18 protein-coding genes are annotated in these 22,978 nt (G+C 69.3%); 7 read left to right on the forward strand and 11 right to left on the reverse strand.

All coding sequences use genetic code 11. From position 1 onward, the window contains the following. Positions 1-6: 6 nt before the first annotated feature. The 5 genes from prcA to arc all read right to left on the reverse strand — a co-directional run bounded on the left by prcA (position 7) and on the right by arc (position 5,840). On the reverse strand, positions 7-846 hold the full coding sequence (prcA, locus tag ABZY45_RS15525; protein WP_356740102.1) for a proteasome subunit alpha: 840 nt from the start codon (positions 844-846) through the stop codon (positions 7-9). Positions 847-901: 55 nt separating this feature from the next. After that, positions 902-1,747 carry a proteasome subunit beta gene (gene prcB, locus ABZY45_RS15530; RefSeq protein ID WP_356740104.1) on the reverse strand — a complete coding sequence of 282 codons (846 nt, stop codon included), beginning with the start codon at positions 1,745-1,747 and terminating at the stop codon, positions 902-904. A 241-nt stretch (positions 1,748-1,988) separates the two neighbouring features. Continuing rightward, entirely contained in the window at positions 1,989-2,207 is a 219-nt protein-coding gene (locus tag ABZY45_RS15535; protein WP_033304546.1) for a ubiquitin-like protein Pup, read from the reverse strand. Positions 2,208-2,327: 120 nt separating this feature from the next. Then, positions 2,328-3,839 (reverse strand): depupylase/deamidase Dop, encoded by a 1,512-nt coding sequence (gene dop / locus ABZY45_RS15540; protein WP_356740107.1) that lies wholly within the window; start codon positions 3,837-3,839, stop codon positions 2,328-2,330. A 234-nt stretch (positions 3,840-4,073) separates the two neighbouring features. Further along, on the reverse strand, positions 4,074-5,840 hold the full coding sequence (gene arc / locus ABZY45_RS15545) for a proteasome ATPase (RefSeq protein ID WP_356740109.1): 1,767 nt from the start codon (positions 5,838-5,840) through the stop codon (positions 4,074-4,076). A 241-nt stretch (positions 5,841-6,081) separates the two neighbouring features. Between arc and ABZY45_RS15550 the strand changes: the two genes are divergently transcribed. Further along, positions 6,082-6,393, forward strand: a complete 312-nt coding sequence (locus tag ABZY45_RS15550) for a ferredoxin (RefSeq protein ID WP_356740111.1) — start codon at positions 6,082-6,084, stop codon at positions 6,391-6,393. Positions 6,394-6,415: 22 nt separating this feature from the next. Here the strand turns inward: ABZY45_RS15550 and ABZY45_RS15555 are convergent, their stop codons facing one another. The 3 genes from ABZY45_RS15555 to ABZY45_RS15565 all read right to left on the reverse strand — a co-directional run bounded on the left by ABZY45_RS15555 (position 6,416) and on the right by ABZY45_RS15565 (position 9,410). After that, positions 6,416-7,012 (reverse strand): hypothetical protein, encoded by a 597-nt coding sequence (locus tag ABZY45_RS15555; RefSeq protein ID WP_356740113.1) that lies wholly within the window; start codon positions 7,010-7,012, stop codon positions 6,416-6,418. 197 nt (positions 7,013-7,209) lie between these two features. Beyond that, the gene (locus tag ABZY45_RS15560) at positions 7,210-8,118 is read right to left on the reverse strand and encodes a tRNA (adenine-N1)-methyltransferase (protein WP_145806550.1); all 909 of its coding nucleotides are present in this window, start codon (positions 8,116-8,118) and stop codon (positions 7,210-7,212) included. A gap of 41 nt (positions 8,119-8,159) precedes the next feature. Next, positions 8,160-9,410: a site-2 protease family protein gene (locus ABZY45_RS15565; RefSeq protein WP_356740445.1), complete on the reverse strand. Its 1,251-nt coding sequence runs from the start codon at positions 9,408-9,410 to the stop codon at positions 8,160-8,162. Between the two features lie 170 nt (positions 9,411-9,580). Between ABZY45_RS15565 and ABZY45_RS15570 the strand changes: the two genes are divergently transcribed. Together ABZY45_RS15570 and ABZY45_RS15575 are read left to right on the forward strand one after the other, a co-directional pair. After that, a complete protein-coding gene (locus tag ABZY45_RS15570; protein WP_356740447.1) occupies positions 9,581-10,426 on the forward strand; it encodes a PD-(D/E)XK nuclease family protein in 846 nt (281 codons plus the stop codon). Between the two features lie 9 nt (positions 10,427-10,435). Further along, on the forward strand, positions 10,436-11,107 hold the full coding sequence (locus ABZY45_RS15575) for a response regulator transcription factor (protein ID WP_145806554.1): 672 nt from the start codon (positions 10,436-10,438) through the stop codon (positions 11,105-11,107). A 79-nt stretch (positions 11,108-11,186) separates the two neighbouring features. On the opposite strand, the gene ABZY45_RS15580 is transcribed toward ABZY45_RS15575, so the two are convergent. The 3 genes from ABZY45_RS15580 to metH form a co-directional block, all read right to left on the reverse strand. Continuing rightward, positions 11,187-12,779 carry an ABC transporter substrate-binding protein gene (locus tag ABZY45_RS15580; protein WP_356740449.1) on the reverse strand — a complete coding sequence of 531 codons (1,593 nt, stop codon included), beginning with the start codon at positions 12,777-12,779 and terminating at the stop codon, positions 11,187-11,189. 331 nt (positions 12,780-13,110) lie between these two features. Continuing rightward, positions 13,111-13,809 carry an HAD family phosphatase gene (locus tag ABZY45_RS15585; protein WP_356740116.1) on the reverse strand — a complete coding sequence of 233 codons (699 nt, stop codon included), beginning with the start codon at positions 13,807-13,809 and terminating at the stop codon, positions 13,111-13,113. A gap of 139 nt (positions 13,810-13,948) precedes the next feature. Continuing rightward, positions 13,949-17,461, reverse strand: a complete 3,513-nt coding sequence (gene metH, locus ABZY45_RS15590) for a methionine synthase (protein ID WP_356740118.1) — start codon at positions 17,459-17,461, stop codon at positions 13,949-13,951. 240 nt (positions 17,462-17,701) lie between these two features. On the opposite strand from metH, the gene ABZY45_RS15595 reads away from it, so the two are divergent. The 4 genes from ABZY45_RS15595 to ABZY45_RS15610 all read left to right on the forward strand — a co-directional run bounded on the left by ABZY45_RS15595 (position 17,702) and on the right by ABZY45_RS15610 (position 22,884). Beyond that, the gene (locus ABZY45_RS15595; RefSeq protein WP_356740120.1) at positions 17,702-18,466 is read left to right on the forward strand and encodes an IclR family transcriptional regulator; all 765 of its coding nucleotides are present in this window, start codon (positions 17,702-17,704) and stop codon (positions 18,464-18,466) included. A 433-nt stretch (positions 18,467-18,899) separates the two neighbouring features. Continuing rightward, complete coding sequence (locus ABZY45_RS15600) at positions 18,900-19,691, forward strand: MIP/aquaporin family protein (protein WP_356740122.1); 792 nt, start codon at positions 18,900-18,902, stop codon at positions 19,689-19,691. A gap of 40 nt (positions 19,692-19,731) precedes the next feature. After that, positions 19,732-21,261: a glycerol kinase GlpK gene (gene glpK, locus ABZY45_RS15605; RefSeq protein ID WP_356740124.1), complete on the forward strand. Its 1,530-nt coding sequence runs from the start codon at positions 19,732-19,734 to the stop codon at positions 21,259-21,261. A gap of 12 nt (positions 21,262-21,273) precedes the next feature. Further along, the gene (locus ABZY45_RS15610) at positions 21,274-22,884 is read left to right on the forward strand and encodes a glycerol-3-phosphate dehydrogenase/oxidase (protein WP_356740126.1); all 1,611 of its coding nucleotides are present in this window, start codon (positions 21,274-21,276) and stop codon (positions 22,882-22,884) included. Positions 22,885-22,978 lie beyond the last annotated feature (94 nt).

Below are 22,978 nucleotides of genomic sequence, written 5' to 3' on the forward strand. Positions count from 1 at the left end.
GGTGACCTATTCCTCGGCGGACGCGCCCTTGTCCCCGGAGGGACTCTCGGGGTCCTTCGCCGGGGTGCCGGTCCCGGCCTCCGGCGTGGCGGTGCTTTCCGGCTCCTCCGTGTCGGACGGAGCGTCCGTCGGGGTGGCACCCGCGCCGTCCGCCTCCAGCAGGCGGGTCAGCTGCCGTCCGACGATCCGCTTGAACTTGCGCTGCTGCGGCCGCGTGCGGTCCAGGACCGCGACCTCGAGCCGCTCGGCGGGAATCTCCCGCTCGTTGCCGTTGGCCTCGCGGGACAGCGCCTGCACCGCCAGCTTCAGCGCCTCGGCGAGCGACATCCCGTCCCGGTGGCGCTGGTCCAGGAAGCTGCTGATCTGCTCCGCGTTGCCACCGACCGCGACCGAGCCGTGCTCGTCCACGATCGAGCCGTCGTGCGGCAGCCGGTAGATCTGGTCACCCTCGGGGCCGGCCCCGACCTCGGCGACCACCAGCTCCACCTCGTACGGCTTCTCGGCCGCGCTGGAGAAGATGGTGCCCAGAGTCTGCGCGTAGACGTTGGCCAGCCCACGCGCCGTCACGTCGTCGCGGTCGTAGGTGTAGCCGCGCAGATCGGCGTAGCGCACACCACCGATCCGCAGGTTCTCGTACTCGTTGTACTTGCCGGCGGCGGCGAAGCCGATCCGGTCGTAGATCTCGCTGAACTTGTGCAGCGCGCGGGACGGGTTCTCGCCGACGAACACAATGCCGTCGGCGTACTGCAGCACAACCAGGCTGCGACCACGGGCGATGCCCTTGCGGGCGTATTCCGCCCGGTCGGCCATCGCCTGCTGGGGTGAGACATAGAACGGCGTCGACACCGGCTATCCGTCCCTTTCTGTCAGTGACGAGTGCGTCGGAGAAGCTTGGGACCGGTCAGAGCAGCGCGGCGCGGGGGCCGTCGGGCTGCTCCAGCCGGCGCTCCAGGATCGCGCGCGCGATCTCCGAGGATTCCGTGTCGTTCAGCTTGCGGAAGCCCTCGTCGGTGATGACGGTGACGATCGGGTAGATCCTGCGGGCCACGTCCGGGCCACCGGTCGCCGAGTCGTCGTCCGCGGCGTCGTACAGCGCCTGCACGACCAGGGTGAGCGCCTGCTCCTCCGTCAGGTCGTCGCGGTACAGCTTCTTCATGGAGCCGCGGGCGAACACCGAGCCGGAACCGGTGGCCGCGTAGCCGTGCTCCTCGGAGCGCCCGCCCGTGACGTCGTACGAGAAGATCCGGCCCTTCTCGCGGTCGACGTCGTACCCCGCGAAGAGCGGGACGACCGCGAGGCCCTGCATGGCCATCGCCAGATTGCTGCGGATCATCGTGGAGAGCCGGTTGGCCTTGCCCTCCAGGGAGAGCGTGGCGCCCTCGACCTTCTCGAAGTGTTCCAGCTCCAGCTGGAACAGCTTGACCATCTCCACGGCCAGTCCCGCCGTGCCGGCGATGCCCACTGCCGAGTACTCGTCGGCCGGGAAGACCTTCTCGATGTCACGCTGCGCGATCATGTTGCCCATGGTGGCCCGCCGGTCACCGGCCAGCACCACTCCGCCGGGGAACGAGGCGGCCACGATGGTGGTGCCGTGCGGCGCCTCGATCGCGCCCTGCAGGGGCGGCAGGCTGCGGTTGCCGGGAAGGATCTCGGGTGAGTGGTCGGACAGGAAGTCCATGAACGAGGACGATCCCGGCGTCAGGAAGGCAGCTGGTAGACGCCCGGTGCTACGAGTGTTGGCTTCCACGCGTTTCCCTCCAGGTATGCGATGGCCCTGCGCAAGGAGTCAGGATCATCCCCAACTTGCCGATGGCCGAATTGCAGTTGAAGCACTACGCCACGGACCCTACCCGCACTGTGACGGTGATCAACATGTTCCGGGGTGTGGAAGCGCGCTCCGCTGGATGCGCGGGCACGGACGAGGGCGTCCCCCGGCGGGCGCCGGCCGACGGCGGCAGGCCGTCGGCCGGCGATCCGGTCGCCGACTGCTACTCGCCACCCTTTTGAACGAACGAGCGAACGAAATCCTCGGCATTGGACTCGAGTACGTCGTCGATCTCGTCCAGGACGTCGTCCACGTCCTCGCTGAGCTTCTCCTGCCGCTCCGCGAGGTCCTCGGACGCCTGCGCTTCCTGCGCCTGCTCCTCGGTCTCCTCGGTGGAACGTGTGGCCTTCTGCTGTCCGCCGCCGGTGTCCTTGGTCGCCATGTAGCTCACCCCGCTCGGTTCGAAGCACTTGATCAGACCCTACCTACGGGGTCCGACATTGGCCCGGTACTTTCCTCAACGTCCGGAGGTCATCTCATTGATTCCCAGCCGGAGCGCCTTTCAGCCCCCTGTGAGCGTGCGGACCAGCTCTTCCGCGGTGCGGCACCGGTCCAGGAGGTCCTTGACGTGACTACGTGTACCCCGCAGCGGTTCCATGGTGGGCACCCTCTGGAGCGAGTCACGGTCGGGCAGATCGAAGATCACGGAGTCCCAGGAGGCCGCGGCGACGTCGTCGGCGTACTGCTCGAGGCAGCGGCCCCGGAAATAGGCCCTGGTGTCCTCGGGCGGCTTCGTACGGGCCCGCTCGACGTCGGCCTCGTCCAGCAGGCGCTTGATCTTCCCGCGGGCCGCCAGACGGTTGTACAGGCCCTTCTCGGCCCGCACATCGGCGTACTGGAGGTCCACCAGGTGCAGCCGGGGTGCGTCCCAGTCCAGGCCGTCACGGCGCCGGTAGCCCTCCATGAGCTCCCGCTTGGCGATCCAGTCCAGCTCGCCCGACAGGCTCATCGGGTCGTTCTCCAGACGGTTCAGGGTGTCCTCCCAGCGGGCCAGGACGTCCTTGGTCTGTTCGTCGGCGTCGGCCCCGTACCGCTCCTCGACGTACTTGCGGCCGAGCTCGAAGTACTCCATCTGGAGCTGCACGGCGGTGAGTGTCCTGCCGCTGCGCAGCGTGATCAGCTGTTTCAGCGTCGGGTCGTGCGAGACCTGGTGCAGGGTGCGCACCGGCTGGTCGACGGCCAGGTCGACGTTGATGAAGCCGTCCTCGATCATGGCCAGGACCAGCGAGGTGGTGCCGAGCTTCAGATAGGTCGAGATCTCGGAGAGGTTCGCGTCGCCGATGATGACGTGCAGCCTGCGGTACTTCTCCGCGTCGGAGTGGGGTTCGTCGCGGGTGTTGATGATGGGGCGCTTGAGGGTCGTCTCGAGGCCGACCTCGACCTCGAAGTAGTCGGCCCGCTGGCTGATCTGGAAGCCGTGCTCATGGCCGTCCTGGCCGATGCCGACCCGGCCCGCGCCGGTGACGACCTGGCGGGAGACGAAGAACGGGGTCAGGTGGCGCACGATGTCCGAGAACGGGGTCTCCCGCTTCATCAGGTAGTTCTCGTGCGTGCCGTAGGACGCGCCCTTGTTGTCGGTGTTGTTCTTGTACAGATGGATCGGCTGCGCCCCGGGGATGGCTGCCGCCCGCTCGGCGGCCTCGGCCATCACCCGCTCGCCGGCCTTGTCCCAGAGGACCGCGTCGAGAGGGTTGGTGATCTCGGGTGAGCTGTATTCGGGGTGCGCGTGGTCGACGTACAGCCGCGCACCGTTGGTGAGGATGACATTGGCCAGGCCGATGTCCTCGTCGGTGAGCTGGCTGGAGTCCGCGGTCTCACGGGCGAGGTCGAAGCCTCGCGCATCACGCAGCGGATTCTCCTCCTCGAAGTCCCAGCGGGCGCGGCGCGCCCGGTGCATCGCCGCCGCGTAGGCGTTGACGATCTGGGACGAGGTGAGCATGGCATTGGCGTTGGGTTGACCGGGGACGGAGATCCCGTACTCCGTCTCGATGCCCATTACTCGCCGTACGGTCATGCGGCCCTCCTTGCCCGGCGTCGCTCCCGTCCGGGAGCGGCGCTCACGTACCGCTGCTGGCCGGTACGCGTGCGGTGTCCGTACCCGCGCTGCGCGACTCGGCGGTACCGCAGAGCCTAGAGCGCCTCTGCGCCGGTGGGGAGATCAATTACGTCATTGTTCGGGTGTGGCCGGACTTCGGGGAAAACGGCCGGCTGCGGATGCCCTTCCGGGAATCCGCAGCCGGTCTGCGTTTTACAGGTACTGTCCGGTGTTTGCCACCGTGTCGATGGAGCGACCGGTGTCCGCGCCCTGCTTTCCGGTGACGAGTGTGCGGATGAACACGATCCGCTCGCCCTTCTTTCCGGAAATCCTGGCCCAGTCGTCCGGGTTCGTGGTGTTGGGAAGGTCCTCGTTCTCCTTGAACTCGTCCACGCACGCCTGGAGGAGGTGGGAGACGCGCAGGCCCTTCTGGCCCTGCTCGAGGAATGCCTTGATGGCCATTTTCTTCGCCCGGTCGACGATGTTCTGAATCATCGCTCCGGAGTTGAAGTCCTTGAAGTACAGGACTTCCTTGTCGCCGTTCGCGTAGGTGACCTCGAGGAAGCGGTTCTCCTCGGATTCCGTGTACATCCGCTCCACGACGGACTGGATCATCGCGTGCGCGGCCGCCTCCTTCGAGCCGGTGTGCTCGGCCAGGTCGTCCGAGTGCAGCGGCAGCGAGGGGGTGAGGTACTTCGCGAAGATGTCCTTCGCCGCCTCCGCGTCCGGACGCTCGATCTTGATCTTCACATCGAGACGGCCGGGCCGCAGGATCGCGGGGTCGATCATGTCCTCACGGTTGGAGGCACCGATGACGATGACGTTCTCCAGGCCCTCCACGCCGTCGATCTCGGCGAGCAGCTGGGGGACGATGGTGTTCTCCACGTCCGAGCTGACCCCGGAACCACGGGTGCGGAAGAGGGATTCCATCTCGTCGAAGAAGACGATGACGGGGGTGCCCTCGCTCGCCTTCTCCCGGGCACGCTGGAAGACGAGGCGGATGTGCCGCTCGGTCTCTCCGACGTACTTGTTGAGGAGCTCGGGCCCCTTGATGTTGAGGAAGTAGCTCTTCCCCGCGGGCTGTCCGGTGACTTCGGCGACCTTCTTGGCCAGCGAGTTGGCGACCGCCTTGGCGATGAGCGTCTTGCCGCAGCCCGGAGGGCCGTAGAGCAGGATGCCCTTCGGCGGGCGCAGTTCGTGCTCCTTGAAGAGGTCCGGGTGGAGGTACGGCAGCTCGACCGCGTCGCGGATCAGTTCGATCTGGTCACCCAGACCGCCGATCTTGTCGTAGTCGATGTCCGGGACCTCTTCGAGAACGAGCTCCTCGACCTCGCTCTTGGGGACCACTTCGTAGACGTAGCCGGACCTGGGTTCGAGCAGGAGGGCGTCGCCGGGACGGATGGTGATGTCCAGCAGGGGCTCGGCGAGCCGCACCACCCGTTCCTCGTCGGTGTGCCCGACGACCAGGGCGCGCTCGCCGTCCTCGAGGATCTCCTTGAGGGTGACGATGTCCCCGGCCCGCTCGAATTCCATGGCCTCGACCACGTTGAGCGCTTCGTTGAGCATGACTTCCTGGCCTCGCCGGAGGCCTTCCAGCTCGACGCTGGGGCTGACGTTCACCCGGAGCTTGCGGCCCCCGGTGAAGATGTCGCAGGTGTCGTCCTCGTTGGCCTGCAGGAAGACACCGAAGCCGGCCGGCGGCTGTGCGAGCCGGTCGACTTCCTCCTTGAGGGCCACGATCTGGTCGCGGGCCTCCCGGAGTGTGCCGGCGAGCCGCTCGTTCTGCGCGGACACGCCTGCCAGGTTGGTCTGCAACTCGACGATCCGCTCTTCGAGAATCCTCGTATGACGCGGAGAGTCGGCGAGCTTACGTCGCAGGACGGCGATTTCCTGCTCGAGATAGGCAACCTGGCCGGCTGGGTCTTCTGACCCCCGCCCGGGCCGGATGCCGCGGTTGATGTCGTCGTCGTGGGCTGCCACGGTCCTCACCTCCTCCAAGGGGAGCTGGACGCTTCCTGACCCTACCTGGGTGGGTGATGATTGAAACCCCTAGATCACAAAGACCCGGGAGTCTGTCCGATCTTCACCCTTGCGCTCTCCCTCACGCCAAGGGAATACCCACCCTTCGGCACCGGAAAGCAGCCGGTTGTATCGTCGAAGCGTTCAACACCCGTCAGGGCTGGCTTCAATTGGTGCAGACACGCAGGGAACGGCAGGACACATGACCGTGCAGCAGGACGCTCCGGGCGACAGCGACACCCAGGATCTCGAGGTCTGGATCGACCAGGATCTGTGTACGGGCGACGGCATCTGCGTGCAGTACGCGCCCGAGGTGTTCGAGCTGGACATCGATGGTCTGGCGTACGTGAAGAGCGCGGAGGACGAGCTGCTCCAGGACAAGGGCGCCACCACCCCGGTGCCGCTGCCGCTGCTCCAGGACGTGGTGGATTCGGCCAAGGAGTGCCCGGGCGACTGCATCCACGTGCGCCGCGTCGCGGACAGCGTGGAGGTCTTCGGGCCGGACGCGGAGTGAGGGCCGGACGCGGAGTGACCGCTCAGGCGGCCCGCGCGGCGCTCCCGCCGGAACCGGTGGACCTGACGAAGGCGTTGCCCTTCCACTCCCAGGTCGCGCTCTCCCGCTCGTCGGGGCAGCAGCGCGGTACGTCGGTCGAGGAGTAGCCGAGCAGGGTCGCCGAGACCAGACCGTCGCGGACGGTGAAATCGGTCACCGTCAGCTTCTGGGCGGGGTCCACCAGGGTCGCCACGACCCGGGGTGCGGCCCCGCTCCGCTGTGTCAGGACATAGATGCCCTGGGGTGGGGTGCCGGACCCCGCGGCGCAGTGGACCACCGCGACGGTCTCGGGCTCTCCGTCCCCGTCCAGGTCTCCGGGAGCGCTGTCGGCCACGGTCCGCCCCGAGGCGCCGCAGTCGAGCGGGAAGGCCGCGCCGGCCGGGTCGGGCGCCTTCGCGGGCGGGGCCGCGCCCTGCTGCGTGGTGACGCGGTGCTCGGACGCCGAGGCCGTCGCGGTGGCCGCGTCCGGCTGGAGCATTCCCGCGAGGGCGACGACGGCTGCCATCGCCGTGGCCGTCGCGAGCCAGTGCACCGGCTTGGCGTCGGTGTGCGCGAGGTCCGGGAGCGCGGAGGTCTGCACGCGGTATGTCTCCTGTGGTTCCTGGAGGGCCTGGACAGGCGATGCCGAACGGGGCCGGCGGGCGGGGGGTGGCCAGCATCGTGCCACACCTCACACCCGAGGGGAACGGCGGGGCCGTCCCGGGCCACGGAAAGGCGCCGCCGTCGGGCTCCCGGGTCGGTCCGGGGAACTCGGCGGCGGCGCCTGCGCGTTGCGCGTCAGTCGCGGGCGGCTGATCCGCTGCGGCTGCCGGGACCGTCGTAGTCCTCGCCGTAGGCACCCTTGGAGGGGCGGCGGCGGCGCAGCGGCGGTTCGACGCCGTCCGCGAGACGGCGGGCGGTGACGAGGAAGCCGGTGTGGCCGATCATCCGGTGGTCGGGCCGCACGGCCAGTCCCTCGACGTGCCAGTTGCGGATCATCGACTCCCAGGGCTGCGGTTCCGCGAAGCAGCCGATCTCGCGGATGGACTCGACGGTCCGCGAGAGCTGGGTCGTGGTCGCGACGTAGGCGCAGAGGATGCCGCCGGGTACCAGGGCCTTGGAGACGGCCTCCAGGCACTCCCAGGGGGCGAGCATGTCCAGGACGACGCGGTCGACGTCGGTGTCCGAGAGGTTGTCCTGGAGGTCGCCGACGGTGAGTTCCCACGCGGGGTGCGGCGAGCCGAAGTAGCGCTCGACGTTCTGCTGGGCGATCTCGGCGAAGTCCTCGCGGCGCTCGTAGGAGTGCAGCATGCCCTGCTCACCGATGGCGCGCAGCAGGAAGGTGCTGAGCGCTCCGGAGCCGACTCCCGCTTCCACGACGCGTGCGCCGGGGAAGATGTCGGCGAAGGCCAGGATCTGCCCCGCGTCCTTGGGGTAGACCACGGCGGCACCGCGGGGCATGGACAGGACGTAGTCGGGGAGCAGGGGGCGCAGCGCGAGGTAGGCGACGTTTCCCGTGGTACGGACAACACTGCCCTCGGGAGCACCGATCAGCTCGTCGTGGGGGAAAGAACCCTTGTGGGTGTGGAAGTTCTTTCCGGCCTCGAGCGTGAAGGTGTAGTGGCGTCCCTTGGGGTCGGTGAGCTGGACCTGGTCCCCGACTTTGAATGGGCCGCGACGGCGGGCGGCACCGGTCGGTTCGGACATGTGACCAGCCTACCGGTAATTCGAGAGCCGCTTTCCGGGTGTCAGGCCGAAGGACGGGCCATGGCCTTGACGAACGCGTGCTCGACGTCGGCCGTGGACAGGACGCCGTAGATCTCACCGGTCTCCTCGACGACCAGGTACTCGGTGGCCGGGGTGGCCTTCAGCCGGTCGAGGAGGGCTTCGCCCGCGAGTTCGGCGGGGACCTTCATGCCGTCGGTGAGGTCCTGGGCGAGGCTGCTGACGGCCACCCAGGGCCTGCGGTGTTCGGGGACGCCGGCGATGGCCGCCTCCCGGACGACGCCCTTGGGGCTGCCCTGTCCGTCGACCACGACCAGGGCGCGGGCGCCCGCCTCGTTGGCCCGGCGCAGGGCCTCGGAGAGCGGGGTGGCGGACTCGACGGGCACGGCGCGCCGGGTGAGGGTGCGGGCCCGCAGGTCGGGGAGGTGCTCGCGCAGCCGTGCCATGCGCAGGCTGTTGCCGGCGCCGGTCCAGATGATTCCGGCGAGGATCGCGGCGAGCAGGGCGTCGGTGACGGTCTCCACGCCGCTGATCTCGCTGGTGGCGTTGCCGAGGGCGCCGGTATGGGTGAGGAGGGGCAGACCGATGAGCACCGTGACGGCCAGGCCCCTGCCGACCCAGGCGGCGGCGACGGTGCCGCTCATGGGCTTGCCTGTGATCTTCCATACGACCGCGCGGAGCATCCGGCCGCCGTCCAGGGGCAGGCCGGGCAGCAGGTTGAACGCGGCGACGATGAGGTTGGAGATCATCAGGCCGGCGAGGAGCACACCGGGTACGGTCCCCGCCTCGACGAACTGAAGCGGGATGTAGAAGAGGCCACCGAGTACCAGGGAGAGCAGGGGCCCGACGAAGGCGAGGACGAACTCCCGGCCCGGGGTCTCCGACTCCTTCTCGATCTCGGAGACACCGCCGAAGAACTGGAGCTGGATGCGGCGCACGGGCAGCTTGTATCGCAGCGCGGCGACGGTGTGAGCGAGCTCGTGGACGAGGACGGACGCGTAGAAGGCGATGGCGAAGAAGAGTGCCACCAGGTAACGGGCCCCGCCGAGCTCGGGCAGGACCCGGTCGAGCTGGCCGCCGAAGACCCAGGTGATGAGGGCCGCGACGACGAACCAGCTGGGTGCCACGTAGACGGGCACGCCGAAGGGACGGCCCATGAGGAGGCCGCCGCCGGGGTCTTCCGGGCGTCGCGGCCCGCCCTTGTCCGGTCCGGTGCCGGGGTCCGTTCCCCCTGCGCCGGGCTGCGGGCGCCCGCTGTCGCCGCTCTCGTCCACGGGGTCCCTTCGGTCGGTGGCCTGTGCCACGGTCATGCTGTGCGCGAGCTCTGTGGTCGATGGTATGCCGCTGGATGTCGGTGGCGGGCCGTAGGGTCTGCGACATGACGTCCGTACCGCGCCCGCCTCAGCCACCCTCGTCCCTGTCGCCGTCGCGCGCGAGCGATTTCATGCAGTGCCCTCTGCTGTACCGCTTCCGGGTCATCGACAAACTGCCCGAGAAGCCCAGTGAGGCTGCTACCCGTGGCACGCTCGTGCATGCGGTGCTCGAGCGGCTCTTCGACGCGCCGGCGGTGGACCGTACGGCGCCGAGGGCCAAGGCGCTGATCCCCGGGCAGTGGGACCGGCTGCTGGAGTCGAAGCCCGAGCTGACGGAGCTCTTCGCGGGGGATCCGGAGGGCGAGCGGCTCGCGGGGTGGCTGGGTGAGGCGGAGCGGCTCGTGGAGCGGTGGTTCTCGCTGGAGGACCCGACCCGTCTGGAGCCGGCCGAGCGGGAGCTGTTCGTCGAGACGGAACTGGACTCGGGGCTGCGGCTGCGTGGGGTGATCGACCGGATCGACGTGGCTCCCACGGGCGAGGTCCGCATCGTGGACTACAAGACGGGCAAGGCACCGCGGCCGGAGTACGCCGAGGGCGCGCTGTTCCAGATGAAGTTCTACGCCCTGGTGATCTGGCGCCTGAAGAACGTGGTGCCGCGCCGGCTCCAGCTGGTCTATCTCGGCAGTGGCGACGTCCTGACGTACGACCCGGTCCCCGCCGACCTCGAACGGGTCGAGCGCAAGCTGCTGGCGCTGTGGGACGCGATCCGGCTGGCGACGGAGACGGGTGAGTGGCGGCCGAGACCGACGAAGCTGTGCGGCTGGTGCGATCACCGGGCGGTCTGCCCCGAGTTCGGCGGGACTCCCCCGGTCTATCCGCTGTCGGTCCGCCCTGCCGAACCCGTGGAGGGTGTGCAGGGCAGAATGGAGCCGGTGCCGTCCGAGGCCGGCCAACCGGTGGCCCTCGAAGGTCCTTAAGGAGATTACGTGGCTATCCGCGTCCTGCTGGTCGATGACCAACCACTGCTGCGCACGGGCTTCCGGATGATCCTGGAGGCGGAGGGCGACCTCGCGGTGGTCGGTGAGGCCGGTGACGGCCTGCAGGCCATCGACCAGGTACGGGCCCTGCAGCCCGATGTCGTGCTCATGGACATCCGGATGCCGCGGATGGACGGGGTGGAGGCGACCCGCCAGATCACCGGCCCCGGCCGGGACGGTCCGGCGAAGGTGCTGGTCCTGACGACGTTCGACCTCGACGAGTACGTGGTCGAGGCGCTGCGCGCCGGAGCCAGCGGCTTCCTGCTGAAGGACGCGCCCGCCAACGAGCTGGTGCAGGCGATCCGGGTGGTGGCCGCCGGAGAGGCGATGCTGGCACCGAGCATCACGCGCCGGCTGCTCGACAAGTACGCCGATCATCTGCCGTCGGGCGAGGAGCCCGTCCCCGACGCCCTGCACACCCTCACCGAGCGCGAGGTCGAGGTGCTGAAGCTCGTGGCGCGCGGCCTGTCCAACGCGGAGATCGCGGCCGACCTGTTCGTGAGCGAGACGACGGTCAAGACGCACGTGGGACACGTGCTGACGAAGCTGAGCCTGCGCGACCGCGTGCAGGCCGCCGTCTACGCCTACGAGAGCGGCCTGGTGCGCCCCGGGGCCCAGTGAGGCGGGTGCCCCAGAACGAGACCGGCGCGGGCCGGGGCCGGTCGGCCCCGGCCCGCGCCGGTCTCGTGGGACGTCCGCGTCAGGAGTTGCCGCGGCCCAGCTCCCAGAGCTGAAGATCGGCCGATGAGTTGACGGACCATTCGACACCGGTCACCCCGTCGAGCGAGGCGACGTACTGCTTGCCCTGCCAGATGGGGAGCACGGGGACGTCGGTGGCAACGATGTCCTGGAGCTTCTCGAAGGCCGGCGACGCGGCGCTGCGGTCCGCCTCGCGACGGGACTGCGGGATGAGCGTCTTCTGCGCCTCGGTCGACTTGTACGGCGAGTTGAGGAAGTTGTCCTCGTCGAGGAACGGCGCGATGTAGGTGTCCGGGTCCGGGAAGTCGGGGAACCAGCCCATGCCGTAGACCGCGTAGTCACCCTTCTTCTGGGCCGGGCGGTACTTGTCCCACGGGGTGCCCTGGACGTCGACATCGAAGAGCTTCGTGTCGTTGAGCTGCTCGGCAATCGCCTCGAACTCGGTCTTGGTGGCGGGACCGTAGTGGTCCGTCGTGTAGTGCAGGGTGAACTTGACCGGCGTGCTGATGCCCGCCTTGTCCAGCATCCCGGCGGCCGCCTCCACGCTGGGCTCGCCGTACTGGTTGTAGAACGAGTTGGTGTGGCTGGTGATGCCGGACGGAATCAGCGAGTACAGCGGCTCGGCGGTGCTGCCGTAGACCTTGCTCGCGATGGAACCGCGGTCGATGACCTGGGCCATGGCCTGGCGGACGGCCTTGTTCTTCACCACCGGGTCCTCGGTGTTGAACGCCAGGTAGCTGATGGCGAGGCCGGGCATCTCGGTGAGCTTCACACCCTCCTTGGGCTTCGCCAGCATCTGCTGGGCCTGCTCGGGCGACATGGTGCGCGTCATCATGTCGATCTTCTTCTCGTCGAGCGCCTTGCCCATCGCCGTGGCGTCGGGGAAGAGGTCCAGCTCGACCTTTTCGTTGTTGACCTTCAGATCACCCTTGTACTTCGGGTTCTTGGTGAAGACCACCTTGACGACCTGGTCGCCTTCGACCTCCGGCTTCATCGTGTACGGGCCGGAGCCGTCGACCTGGAAGCCCTCGCGCGCCGACTTCGCCGGGTACTTGTCCTTCTGGACGATGCCGGCGGGCGGGGTGGCGAGCTTGTAGGGGAAGGTCGCGTCCGAGGTGCGCAGGTGGAAGACGACCTGGTTCTCGCCCTTGGTCTCGATCGTGTCGATGTTGGCCAGCAGACCGACCGGGCCGCTCTCGTCCTTGATGTCGATGACGCGCTGGATGGAGTACTTCACGTCCTCCGGAGTGACGGGGGTGCCGTCGGCGAACGTGAGGCCGTCGCGCAGCGTGCAGCGGTAGCTCTCGTTCTCCGTGTCCGTGAAGGCGCAGCTCTCGGCCGCCTCGGGGACCGGCTCCCCACCGCCCCGCGGTATGTGGGTCAGGGTCTGCACGGTCTGGCGCAGCACGTTCCAGACCCCCGCCTCGTAGCCGATCGCCGGGTCGAGCGGGGCGGGGTTGTCCGCCGAGGCGATGAACTGGTCCGTCGTCCCGACCACGATGGCATCGCCCCCGTCGTCCGACCCACCACAGGCGGCGAGCACAGGCGCGAGCAGGCCTACTACGGCCGGCAACACCAGCGTCTTGCGGTTCATCTGGACGTTCTCCCTCATTCCGGCATGTGAGAAAAACGAGATTAGTAGGCGCCGCAGCGGGACTTGACCGGTGCCGATCACGGGCGTATCCACTCGGTGATCACCGATCACGGGTTGTCCATGTCGCGTCCGGGAATGTTTCGTGCACGGACCCACCAACCCGGACTTATGGGCGCCCAAAACGGACAGCCGGGTCGATCTTGAGGGACGTCCGACGTCACGTGGAGTGACGAACATCACGCCTGCACCTAGATGCACTTATTGACATGGACCTGATTTGCACGCGGGGGGCGTCGCCGGAAAGACACACCCCCGCCGAGAAACCGCTCTCTCAGGCAGGGGTGATCAGGCCGCGCAGGAAGGCGAGATCCACCTGCTCCAAGGAGGGCACGACCGCTCTCCCCGGCGCCGGGGCGATGGGCGCCACGGAGGGTACGGCGACGACGCGGCAGCCCGCCGCCTCCGCCGCGGCGACGCCCGTCGCCGTGTCCTCGACGACCGCGCAGCGCCAGGGGTCCGCCCCGAAGCCCGCCGCCGCCGCGAGATAGGGATCGGGGTGCGGCTTGGTGCGGGTGACCTCGTCGCCCGCGATCGTGAGGGCGAAGTGGTGACGGCCGACCGAGTCCAGGACCCGGTCGATGATGCGCCTGTGGGAGGCGGAGACCAGAGCGGTGGGGACCTCGTTCGCCGCGAGCTCGGCGAGCAACCGGGCCGCGCCGGGCATCAGCGGCACCCCGTGCCCGATGCGCTCCTCGAAGCGGTCGTTGAGCAGCACCGTGAGCTTCTCGAGCGTGACGGCGGCGCCGGTGACCTCGATGAGGTATCCGGCACTGCGGGTCATCGGCCCGCCGACGACCACGTCCCGCCACGCCTCGTCCAGCCGGTGCCCGAGGTCGGCGAAGACCTCGACCTCCACGTCCCACCAGAATCCTTCGGTGTCGACCAGGGTGCCGTCCATGTCGAGCAGGACAGCTTGCAGCGCCGAACCTTCGGTGGTACGGGTCAGGGACGCGGGGACCGTACTGGTCATCCGGCACACCTCCATGAGGGACGAGAAGGCCGGCCGTCTCCCCGGTGGGAACGACGACCGGCCTGCGCTGGACCGACCATTCTACGACTCGTCCGCGTACGGCGCGCGGAGCGCCGCTCACCGCGCGCTGAACAAAGGCTTACCGTGCGTTGAAGTACTTCGCCTCGGGGTGGTGGATGACGATGGCGTCCGTGGACTGCTCCGGGTGCAGCTGGAACTCCTCGGACAGGTGCACGCCGATCCGCTCGGGCTCCAGGAGCGTGGCGATCTTCGCCCGGTCCTCCAGGTCGGGGCAGGCCCCGTAACCCAAGGAGAAGCGCGCCCCGCGGTACTTCAGCGCGAACATGTCCTCGACGTCGGAGGGGTCCTCCCCTGCGAAGCCGAGCTCGCTGCGGACGCGAGCGTGCCAGTACTCGGCGAGCGCCTCCGCCAGCTGCACGGACAGCCCGTGCAGCTCCAGGTAGTCGCGGTAGGAGTTCGACTCGAAGAGCTCCGCGGTGGCGCCGCCGATCCTGGATCCGACCGTGACGACCTGGAGCCCGATCACGTCCGTCTCCCCCGACTCCTCGGGGCGGAAGAAGTCCGCGAGGCAGAGGCGGCGGCCCCGGCGCTGGCGGGGGAAGGTGAAGCGGGTCCGCTCCGAGCCGTCCTCGTGCAGCAGGATCAGGTCGTCGCCCTTGGAGACGCAGGGGAAGTAGCCGTAGACGACGGCGGCTTCCAGCAGGTTCTCGGTGTGGAGCTTGTCGAGCCAGCCGCGCAGGTGCGGGCGGCCCTCCCGCTCCACGAGCTCCTCGTACGTGGGGCCGTCGCCTGCGCGGGCCTGCTTGAGTCCCCACTGGCCCTTGAACAGGGCGCCTTCGTCCAGCCAGGACGCGTACTCCTTGAGCTGGATGCCCTTAACGACCCGGGTGCCCCAGAACGGCGGCTCGGGGACGGGATTGGTGACGGAGACGTCGGACCGCACGCCGTCCTCCGGCTCCACGACCTCGATCCGCGCGGTGTCCCGCTTGGGGACCCGGCGCTGCTTCAGCTCGGGGAGGACGGCGCCAGGGACACCGCGCTTGACCGCGACGAGGGCGTCCATCAGGCGCAGGCCCTCGAACGCGTCGCGGGCGTAGCGGACCTCGCCCTCGTAGATCTCGTGCAGGTCCTGCTCCACGTAGGCCCGGGTGAGGGCGGCGCCTCCGAGGATCACCGGGTAGTCGGCCGCCAGCTTGCGCTGGTTCAGCTCCTCCAGGTTCTCCTTCATGATCACGGTGGACTTCACCAGCAGGCCCGACATCCCGATCACGTCGGCGCGGTGCTCCTCGGCGGCTTCCAGGATCGCGGAGACGGGCTGCTTGATGCCCAGGTTGACGACGTTGAAGCCGTTGTTGGACAGGATGATGTCGACGAGGTTCTTGCCGATGTCGTGGACGTCGCCCCGGACGGTGGCCAGCACGATGGTGCCCTTGCCCTCGGCGTCGGTCTTCTCCATGTGCGGTTCGAGGTAGGCCACCGCGGTCTTCATGACCTCGGCCGACTGGAGCACGAAGGGCAGCTGCATCTGGCCGGAGCCGAAGAGCTCACCGACGACCTTCATGCCCTCGAGGAGGGTGTTGTTGACGATGTCGAGGGCGGGCGTGGTTCCCAGCGCCTCGTCGAGGTCGGCCTCCAGCCCGTTCTTCTCGCCGTCGATGATGCGGCGCTGGAGCCTCTCGTCGAGCGGCAGGGCCAGGAGTTCCTCGGCCTTGCCCGCCTTCATCGACTTCATGTTGACGCCCTCGAAGAGCTCCATGAGCCGCTGGAGGGGGTCGTAGCCCTCTTCGCGCCGGTCGTGGATCAGGTCGAGTGCGACCTTGACCTGCTCCTCCTCCAGCCGGGCGATCGGAAGGATCTTGGAGGCGTGCACGATCGCGGAGTCCAGACCCGCCTTCACGCACTCGTCCAGGAAGACGGAGTTCAGGACGACGCGGGCGGCCGGGTTCAGGCCGAAGGAGATGTTGGACAGGCCGAGGGTGGTCTGCACGTCGGGGTGGCGGCGCTTCAGCTCGCGGATGGCGCCGATCGTGGCGATCCCGTCCTTGCGGGATTCCTCCTGACCCGTACAGATCGTGAAGGTCAGGCAGTCGATGAGGATGTCCGCCTCGTGGATGCCCCAGTTGGTGGTGAGGTCCTCGATGAGCCGTTCGGCGATGGCGACCTTGTGCTCGACGGTGCGGGCCTGGCCCTCCTCGTCGATGGTCAGCGCGATCAGGGCGGCGCCGTGCTCGGCGGCCAGCCCGGCGACCTTCGCGAAGCGGGACTCGGGGCCGTCGCCGTCCTCGTAGTTGACGGAGTTCAGTACGGCCCGGCCGCCGAGCTTCTCCAGACCGGCGCGCAGGACGGGCACCTCGGTGGAGTCCAGCACGATCGGCAGCGTGGAGGCGGTGGCGAAGCGGCCGGCCAGTTCCTCCATGTCGGCGACGCCGTCGCGGCCCACGTAGTCGACGCAGAGGTCGAGCATGTGCGCGCCCTCGCGGATCTGGTCGCGGGCCATCTCCACGCAGTCGTCCCAGCGGGCCTCGAGCATGGCCTCGCGGAACTTCTTGGACCCGTTGGCGTTCGTACGCTCGCCGATCGCGAGGTACGAGGTGTCCTGGCGGAACGGCACGGACTGGTAGAGCGAGGCGGCACCCGGCTCGGGGCGGGGGTCCCGGGGGGTGAGCTCGGAGCCGCGGACCCGCTCGACGAGCTGCCTCAGGTGCTCAGGCGTGGTGCCGCAGCAGCCGCCGACGAGGGAGAGGCCGTACTCCTGGACGAAGGTCTCCTGGGCGTCGGCCAGGCCTTCCGCGTCGAGCGGGAAGTGCGCGCCGTCCTTGGTGAGCACCGGCAGCCCGGCGTTCGGCATGCAGAGCAGCGGGATGCGGGAGTGGCGCGTGAGGTAGCGGAGGTGCTCGCTCATCTCGGCGGGGCCGGTCGAGCAGTTCAGGCCGATCATGTCGACACCGAGCGGTTCGAGCGCGGTCAGCGCGGCGCCGATCTCGGAGCCGAGCAGCATGGTGCCGGTCGTCTCGAAGGCGAGGGAGCACAGCACCAGGAGGTCGCTGCCCATGGCCTCCAGCGCGCGCCGCGCACCCAGCACGGCGGCCTTGGTCTGCAGGAGGTCCTGGGTGGTCTCGATGATGAGGGCGTCGGCGCCGCCCGCGATCAGGCCCTCGGCGTTCTGCTGGAAGCCGTCGCGCAGGACCGTGTAGGGGGCGTGTCCGAGCGTCGGCAGCTTGGTGCCGGGTCCGATGGAGCCGAGCACCCAGCGCTGCTGCCCCGTCTCCTCGGTGAACCGGTCGGCGACCTCGCGGGCGATGCGCGCGCCGGCCTCGGAGAGTTCGTGGATCCGGCCGGGGATGTCGTACTCACCCAGGGCGGAGGCATTGGCCCCGAAGGTGTTGGTCTCGACGCAGTCCACGCCGACCGCGAAGTACTCCTCGTGCACCGAGCGGACGATGTCGGGCCGGGTGACGTTCAGGACCTCGTTGCACCCTTCGAGGTTCTGGAAGTCCTCGAGGGTGGGGTCCTGCGCCTGGAGCATGGTGCCCATGGCGCCGTCGGCCACCACCACCCGGGTGGCGAGCGCCTCACGGAGCGCTGCGGCTCGGTTCCGGCTGTCGGCTGTGGGGGTCGGCGACGAGGCCATGGATGTTCTCCCTGGGATGCGACGGCTGTCGGCTTTGCGCCCTTCTGCAGAGGGGGCACGCGGCCAGCGTAGCCGGGAGGCGACCGGGGCGGTCGCCTTGTCCCACGGGGCGGACTGCATGCTGTGCGGGGAACGGGCCCACTCAGGGGTGTGACGCATAATCTTCGCGCCACCGGACAGAGGTCGGCATCGACCGATAGTGTTCAGCATTGTCGAACCGAGGTGGAGGAGTACGGCGCGATGGCGAAGAACATCCAGTCGCTCGAGCGGGCAGCGGCCATGCTGCGTCTGCTGGCAGGCGGCGAGCGTCGGCTCGGCCTGTCCGACATCGCGTCCTCGCTCGGCCTGGCCAAGGGCACGGCGCACGGCATCCTGCGCACGCTCCAGCACGAGGGCTTCGTGGAGCAGGACACGGCGTCCGGCCGCTACCAGCTGGGCGCCGAACTGCTGCGGCTGGGGAACAGCTACCTGGACGTGCACGAGCTCCGGGCACGGGCGCTGGTGTGGACCGACGACCTGGCCCGGTCCAGCGGCGAGAGCGTGCACCTGGGCGTTCTGCACCAGCACGGCGTCCTGATCGTCCACCACGTCTTCCGGCCGGACGACAGCCGCCAGGTTCTCGAGGTCGGAGCCATGCAGCCGTTGCACTCCACCGCCCTGGGCAAGGTCCTCTCCGCCTACGACCCGGTCGCCCACAGCGAGGTCACCGAGGTGGAACGGCGGTCCTTCACGCCGCGCACCGTCACGGACGAGACGGAGTTCGAGTCACTGCTCGACCTGATCAGGGCGCAAGGCTGGGCCTCCGACGTCGAGGAGACCTGGGAGGGCGTGGCGGCGGTGGCCGCCCCCGTCCACGACCGGCGCAGGATGCCCGTCGGCGCCGTGGCGGTGACGGGTGCGGTGGAGCGTGTCTGCGCGGGGGGCGAGCTGCGCCCCGAACTGGTCGCGGCCGTCCGGGACTGCGCGCGCGCCGTCTCCCGCGACCTGGGGGCCGGACGCTTCTGAGCGCCTCCCCCCGTACGGACACCACGCGCTCCGGACTCCCCCGCGAAGCCTCCGCACGACGCCCACGGGAAGCACCCGGCACCGCCCGCCGTGAGGTACGCCCAGCCCCGCCCGCACGGCCACACACGTGCCACTGAGGTGCTCCGCGGCGCACCGGCGGAACGCGCTCGCGGGCACCCCCGGGTCCCGTAACGATCGAGTCGCACGTCACACACCTCTTGACGCACCCCTCATCGGGGAGAAACATTGCCGCTCACCGGTCGGCATTGCCGAACACCTAACGGCAATACGCGTTAGGGTGTGACAGTGCCGAGGGCCGGTCAAGCCCTCAAGGCGGTGTCTCCCTCTTCCGAGGGGTACCCACCTCGGGCGCGATCCACCGGAGGGACCCGGTGTTTCGCCTTCCCCTGGACGAAGGACAAAGGAGTCGCGGGTGTCCAGCTCCGACATCTTCATCGGCGAGACCATCGGTACCGCCATACTCATCCTGCTCGGCGGCGGTGTCTGTGCCGCCGTCACGCTCAAGCGCTCCAAGGCGCAGAACGCCGGCTGGCTGGCCATCACCTTCGGGTGGGGTTTCGCCGTGCTGACCGGCGCCTACATCGCGTCCGGAGTGTCCGGCGCACACCTCAACCCGGCGGTCACGCTCGGCCTGGCGATCCAGGGCGGCACCCCGTGGAGCGACGTACCCCTGTACATCGCCTCCCAGCTGCTCGGCGCGATGATCGGTGCGGTGCTGGTCTGGGCCGTGTACTACGGCCAGTTCCACGCGCACCTCACGGATCCGGAGATCATGCGGAACCAGCCGGGCGAGGAGGGACTGGTCGACCAGGCGGCAGCGCCGAAGGCCGGGCCCGTGCTCGGTGTCTTCAGCACGGGCCCGGAGATCCGCAATGCCGTGCAGAACATGGTCACGGAGATCATCGCCACCGCCGTGCTGATCCTGGCGATCCTCACGCAGGGCCTCAACAACGAGGGCAACGGCCTCGGCACGCTCGGCGCCCTGATCACCTCGCTGGTGGTCGTCGGCATCGGCCTGTCGCTCGGCGGCCCGACCGGTTACGCCATCAACCCGGTGCGCGACCTGGGCCCGCGGATCGTGCACGCGTTGCTGCCGCTTCCGAACAAGGGCGGTTCGGACTGGGGCTACGCCTGGGTACCGGTGGTAGGACCGCTCATCGGGGCCGCGCTCGCGGGCGGTCTCTACAACCTCGCCTTCGCCTGAGCCACAGCCCGCACCTCACACAGACTTCCGGGAGCACACCGTGACCGACGCACACACCACCGGCCCGTTCATCGCGGCCATCGACCAGGGCACCACGTCCAGCCGTTGCATCGTCTTCGACAAGGACGGCCGGATCGTCTCCGTCGACCAGAAGGAGCACGAGCAGATCTTCCCGAAGCCGGGCTGGGTCGAACACGACGCCAAGGAGATCTGGGAGAACGTCCAGGAGGTCGTCGCCGGAGCGATCGTCAAGGCGGGCATCACCGCCGCCGACGTCAAGGCGATCGGCATCACCAACCAGCGCGAGACCACCCTGCTCTGGGACAAGAACACCGGCGAGCCGGTCCACAACGCGCTGGTCTGGCAGGACACCCGCACCGACGCGCTCTGCAAGGAGCTCGGCCGCAACGTCGGCCAGGACCGCTTCCGCCGCGAGACCGGGCTGCCGCTCGCCTCGTACTTCGCGGGCCCCAAGGTCCGCTGGCTGCTCGACAACGTCGAGGGGCTGCGGGAGCGCGCCGAGCGCGGCGAGATCCTCTTCGGCACCATGGACTCCTGGGTCATCTGGAACCTGACCGGCGGGACCGACGGCGGGGTCCACGTCACCGATGTCACCAACGCCTCGCGCACCCTGCTGATGAACCTGCACACGATGCAGTGGGACGAGAAGATCCTCAGCTCCATCGGCATCCCGTCCGCCGTGCTGCCGGAGATCCGGTCCTCCGCCGAGGTCTACGGGAACGCCAAGGGCGGGGTGCTGGACGGTGTCCCGGTCGCCTCGGCGCTCGGTGACCAGCAGGCCGCGCTCTTCGGCCAGACGTGTTTCGCCCAGGGCGAGGCCAAGTCCACGTACGGCACCGGCACCTTCATGCTGATCAACACCGGCCACACCCCCGTGAACTCGTACAACGGGCTGCTGACGACCGTCGGGTACCGGATCGGAGACCAGAAGGCGGTGTACGCCCTGGAGGGGTCCATCGCGGTCACCGGATCGCTGGTCCAGTGGATGCGCGACCAGATGGGCCTGATCAAGTCGGCGGCCGAGATCGAGACGCTCGCGTCCTCCGTCGAGGACAACGGCGGCGCGTACTTCGTGCCCGCGTTCTCCGGCCTGTTCGCCCCGTACTGGCGTCCGGACGCCCGCGGTGTCATCGCCGGCCTCACCCGGTACGTCACCAAGGCGCACATCGCCCGTGCCGTGCTCGAGGCCACCGCCTGGCAGACGCGCGAGATCAGCGACGCCATGACCAAGGACTCCGGCGTCGAGGTGACCGCGCTGAAGGTCGACGGCGGCATGACCTCCAACAACCTGCTGATGCAGACCCTCTCCGACTTCCTGGACGCACCGGTGGTACGCCCGATGGTCGCCGAGACCACCTGCCTCGGCGCCGCCTACGCCGCCGGTCTCGCCGTCGGCTTCTGGCCGGACACCGACGCGCTGCGCGCCAACTGGCGCCGGGCCGCCGAGTGGACCCCCCGTATGGACGCGGCCACCCGTGACCGCGAGTACAAGAGCTGGCTCAAGGCCGTCGAACGGACCATGGGCTGGATCGAGGACGAAGAGAGCTGAGGAGCAATCGACATGACCACCCTGCAGAGCGTCCCCGCCCTCGGGACGCATCCGGCCTCCGGCTCCCTTCCGAGCCGCGCCGAGACCCGGGAGCGGCTTTCCGAGGCGACGTACGACCTCCTGGTGATCGGCGGCGGCATCCTGGGCATCTCCACCGCCTGGCATGCGGCGCAGTCCGGGCTGCGGGTGGCCCTGGTGGACGCCGGCGACTTCGCCGGCGCCACCTCCTCCGCCTCCTCCAAGCTGCTCCACGGCGGTCTGCGCTACCTCCAGACCGGCGCGGTGAAGCTGGTCGCGGAGAACCACTTCGAGCGGCGCGCGGTCTCCCGCCAGGTCGCCCCGCACCTGGCCAACCCGCTCACCTTCTACCTGCCCGTCTACAAGGGCGGGCCGCACGGCGCGGCCAAGCTCGGTGCGGGCGTCTTCGCCTACTCCGCGCTGTCCGCGTTCGGTGACGGCGTCGGCCATGTGATCAGCCCGGCCCGGGCCCGGCGCGACGTGCCGGAGCTGCGCACGGACAACCTGAAGGCCGTCGCGGTCTACGGCGACGACCAGATGAACGACGCCCGGATGGCGCTGATGACGGTCCGCGCGGCCGTGGACGCGGGCGCCGTCGTCCTCAACCACGCCGCGGTCACCGGACTGCGGTTCACCAGGGGCCGGGTCACGGGGGCCGAGCTGGAGGACCGTCAGGACGGCACGGAGTTCGGCGTCGACGCCAGGCTCGTGCTGAACGCCACCGGCCCGTGGGTCGACCACCTGCGCAAGCTGGAGGACCCGAACGCGGCGCCCTCCATACGCCTGTCCAAGGGGGCACACCTCGTCCTCAAGCGCACCCGCCCGTGGAAGGCCGCGCTGGCGACGCCGATCGACAAGTACCGCATCACGTTCGCCCTGCCGTGGGAGGACATGCTGCTGCTCGGTACGACCGACGAGGAGTACGAGGGTGATCCGGCCGATGTCGCGGTCACCGAGAAGGACACGGCGCAGATCCTGGACGAGGCGGCGTTCTCCGTACGGGACCAGCAGTTGTCCCGTGACCTGATCACGTACTCCTTCGCCGGACTGCGTGTGCTGCCGGGCGGCCCGGGTGACACGTCCAAGGCCAAGCGGGAGACGGTCGTGACCGAGGGCCGGGGCGGGATGCTGTCGGTCGCGGGCGGTAAGTGGACGACGTTCCGGCACATCGGGCGCACGGTGATGAACAAGCTGGCCGAGCTGCCCGGGCACCCTCTCGCCGAGGACATGGAGCCCATGGCCCGGCTGCCGAGGAAGATGCCGCTGCCCGGCATCGCCAGCCCGAACGCGGTCGCGCACCGGCTGCTGGCCGGCGGCGGGGCACCGGGGCCGCGGATGGCCGCGGACACGGCCCGGCACCTCGCGACGCACTACGGTTCGCTCTCCTTCGACATCGCGCGGATGGCGGAGGAGAACCCGGCGCTGGCCGAGCGCGTCCACCCGGACGCCCCCGAGATCTGGGCCCAGGTGGCGTACGCGCGCGACCGTGAGTGGGCCGAGACGGCCGACGACGTGCTGCGCCGGCGCACGACCCTGACGATCCGCGGCCTGGCGACGGACGAGATCCGGGCCGGCGTCGAGGAGATGCTCGCCGACGGGCGCTGACGGCCCGCAGCGGGAAGAGGGGCGGCTCCACGGAGGGGAGCCGCCCCTCGGCCGTGCTCCGGGGCCGTGCCACACCGCCGCCACACGGGCGCAA

Source organism: Streptomyces sp. NPDC006516, from assembly GCF_040611875.1.
Taxonomy (GTDB): Bacteria; Actinomycetota; Actinomycetes; order Streptomycetales; family Streptomycetaceae; genus Streptomyces.

Coding starts and splice junctions, on each gene's coding strand:
- ABZY45_RS15535 (WP_033304546.1), bottom strand. CDS start 2,207: ATGGCGACCAAGGACACCGGCGGCGGACAGCAGAAGGCCACACGTTCC.
- dop (WP_356740107.1), bottom strand. CDS start 3,839: ATGACCGTACGGCGAGTAATGGGCATCGAGACGGAGTACGGGATCTCC.
- ABZY45_RS15550 (WP_356740111.1), top strand. CDS start 6,082: ATGACCGTGCAGCAGGACGCTCCGGGCGACAGCGACACCCAGGATCTC.
- ABZY45_RS15560 (WP_145806550.1), bottom strand. CDS start 8,118: ATGTCCGAACCGACCGGTGCCGCCCGCCGTCGCGGCCCATTCAAAGTC.
- ABZY45_RS15570 (WP_356740447.1), top strand. CDS start 9,581: ATGCAGTGCCCTCTGCTGTACCGCTTCCGGGTCATCGACAAACTGCCC.
- ABZY45_RS15580 (WP_356740449.1), bottom strand. CDS start 12,779: ATGAACCGCAAGACGCTGGTGTTGCCGGCCGTAGTAGGCCTGCTCGCG.
- ABZY45_RS15585 (WP_356740116.1), bottom strand. CDS start 13,809: ATGACCAGTACGGTCCCCGCGTCCCTGACCCGTACCACCGAAGGTTCG.
- metH (WP_356740118.1), bottom strand. CDS start 17,461: ATGGCCTCGTCGCCGACCCCCACAGCCGACAGCCGGAACCGAGCCGCA.
- ABZY45_RS15595 (WP_356740120.1), top strand. CDS start 17,702: ATGGCGAAGAACATCCAGTCGCTCGAGCGGGCAGCGGCCATGCTGCGT.
- ABZY45_RS15610 (WP_356740126.1), top strand. CDS start 21,274: ATGACCACCCTGCAGAGCGTCCCCGCCCTCGGGACGCATCCGGCCTCC.